Below are 2766 nucleotides of genomic sequence, written 5' to 3'. Positions count from 1 at the left end.
AGGATTAAAAGAGTTCTACACCGACTCTGATGGATACTCAGAATCTAACCCAAGATTCTATCGTAAAGGCGAAAAACGCGCTAGATTTTATCAACGTCGGGTTTCCCGAAAAAAGAAAGGCTCATCCAATCGTAAAAAAGCAATTAATAGACTAGGTAGACAGCACCTTAAAATAAGTAGGCAGCGTGAAGAACATGCCAGTGCGATTCGTTGGTTAGAAACCGGTAACGGGGGATTAACCACAAGGACATACCTTGATAACTTGAATTCCATGTTGGTGAAAAACCAACCCTCAAGAAATCTGAGTGACAGCCCTACCCCTAGGCAATGAGAACTAACAAGCTCTAGTCTAAAGCGGGGTCGAACAGCAATATGGAGCTAGTAGCAGGAAGGATGCTCAAGAGTACCGAAAGGGAAGATACACAGGAACCATCGTAATCTTCAACCAGCGCAATAAGGCTAGAAACGCTGGAAACAAACAGTAAAGGAATCCATAGAATCACAGGGTTTCGCGTCCAAGTGATGATTTCTCTGAGAGATTCCCGGTGGATAGTATCACTCTAAAAGCATAAAGAATGGAATTCAGGAACGAAGTAACCGCGTAGATGCTCTTAGGAAAGGTCGATTTCCTAAGTAGGTAGTTAGCCGCAAGGTCTACGACGGAGAGATAGAGTCAGAAGCTAAGGTCACTATGTAACGTAGTGGATACGCTGACAGACTCACGTAATAGGAAAAGATATAGTTGTAAGTAGTAATGAATATGTCTAAAACTCTGAAACAAGAGTCGGAATGGAATAAGGTAAACTGGCGAAAGCTAGAAATCACAGTATTCAAGTTACAAAAACGAATATATCAAGCCTCAGAACGTGGAGATGTCCGCGTGGTAAGACGGTTACAAAAAACCTTAATGAAGTCCTGGTCAGCAAAAATGCTCGCAGTCAGGAAGGTAACCCAACAGAATAAAGGGAAAAAAACCGCCGGAATAGATGGTCGGAAAGCCTTAACAGGAAAACAAAGACTAAAACTAGCGGAAAACCTCAGGGTATACAAACGACCTCAACCCACACGTAGAGTATGGATTGAAAAACCTGGTCGTAAAGAAAAACGCCCACTAGGAATACCAACCATATACGACAGAGCACTACAAGCACTAACCAAACAGGCATTAGAACCTGAATGGGAAGCTCGCTTTGAAACCAACTCCTACGGTTTCAGACTAGGAAGGTCATGTCATGATGCCATCGAAGCAATATTCGACAGTATCGCCAAAAAACCCAAGTGGGTATTAGACGCCGATATATCGAAATGTTTTGACAAAATCAACCATAAAAAACTACTCACAAAATTAAATACCTTCCCCACTATGAAGCGATTAATCAAAGGGTGGTTAAAAGCGGGAGTAATAGACGAAGGAACACTTTCCTCTACAAATGAGGGTACACCACAAGGGGGAATAATATCACCCCTTTTGGCAAATATAGCCCTTCACGGAATGGAAGAGACAATAAAAGAATACGTAGAAAATCTATCCTATAAAGAAACCCAAATAAAAGGGAAAAGGGATAGAAGAAGAAGTATTAGTCTCATACGGTATGCAGACGATTTCGTCATCATACACAAAAACAAAGAAGTGGTAGAAAAGTGTAGAGAAGATATAGAAACATGGTTAAAAGACATTGGCCTTGCATTAAAACCTAGTAAAACCCGATTGACCAACACCTACAATGGATTTGATTTTATCGGATTCAATATCCGACAATACCAGGTAGGAAAAAACCAATCAAAACAAGGTTTTAAAACACTCATTAAGCCATCCAAAAAAAAAGTAAAGGAACACAAATAGCAGCTAGAAAACGTAATAGAAAAACATCTAGCTGCTCCACAAGCCGCCTTAATCAGCAGGCTTAAACCCATCATACAAGGTTGGTGCAACTACAACAAGAGTGTAGTAAGCAAAAAGACCTATGCAGGGTTAGACTATGTGCTCTGGAACAAACTTCAAAGATGGGGATACCGAAGACATCCCAACAAGTCAAAAACCTGGGTCAATAAGAAATACTGGGGAACCAAGGTCACTGAACCTAAAAACCCCTGGGAAGCACCTAAGGTAGATAACTGGATTTTTATGACAAAAGAAGGAATATACCTTCCAAAACATTCAAAAACAGAAATCATTCGACACACAAAGGTCAAAGGAAACAGTAGCCCCTACAACGGGGATTTAATATACTGGAGTACCAGAATGAGTAAACACCCTGAAATGTCCAAACAGAAGGTAAAACTTCTCAAAAGACAAAAAGGTAAATGTACTCACTGCAAACTAACCTTTAGGGATGGAGACCTAATGGAAACACACCATAAGGTACCACGCGCACAAGGTGGAAACGACCAAATCAATAACCTTGAACTACTCCACCTACATTGCCATGATGAAAAACACAAAATGAAAGTCAAGAGTAAGCGTCACGAATCAAGTAAAGATTCCTCTGAACTAGATGACCACCCATTTTGAAAGAGGTGCCACATGACAAGGAACCCTATTATGAGGAGCCGTATGATGGGAAACTATCACGTACGGTTTTGGAGACGAGTCAGACGCGGGGCAACCCCCTGGCTTAGTTTAATAGAGACTGGCTAGAAGTTACCGCAAGAAGAGTGCAGCCTTTATAGTTGGTAGGCTATGCATCAAAGGTAACAGGTTTTGTTGTAAGGCTGCACTCTTCTAAGGTTTCGTCTCCGGCACGTTGCGTAATCCGGTCTAACGAC

3 protein-coding genes and 2 pseudogenes are annotated in these 2766 nt (G+C 41.4%); all 5 read left to right on the top strand.

Annotated features, from left to right (window positions below):
* Nucleotides 1–331 (top strand): transposase (locus F6K49_RS39800; protein WP_293106204.1); only part of this gene is annotated, 331 nt, incomplete at its 5' end.
* 423 nt (nt 332–754) lie between these two features.
* Entirely contained in the window at nt 755–1843 is a 1089-nt protein-coding gene (gene ltrA, locus F6K49_RS53835) for a group II intron reverse transcriptase/maturase (RefSeq protein WP_366514290.1), read from the top strand.
* 15 nt (nt 1844–1858) lie between these two features.
* Nucleotides 1859–2002 (top strand): annotated as a pseudogene (locus F6K49_RS53830) (group II intron maturase-specific domain-containing protein); the annotation flags it as partial.
* A gap of 240 nt (nt 2003–2242) precedes the next feature.
* A complete protein-coding gene (locus F6K49_RS53825) occupies nt 2243–2512 on the top strand; it encodes an HNH endonuclease signature motif containing protein (protein ID WP_366510895.1) in 270 nt (89 codons plus the stop codon).
* 115 nt (nt 2513–2627) lie between these two features.
* Nucleotides 2628–2726: pseudogene (locus tag F6K49_RS39790) on the top strand (RNA-guided endonuclease TnpB family protein); the annotation flags it as partial.
* Nucleotides 2727–2766 lie beyond the last annotated feature (40 nt).

The sequence above is a fragment of the Moorena sp. SIO3I6 genome (assembly GCF_010672095.1).
This window is presented reverse-complemented; position numbering and strand designations above follow the sequence as displayed.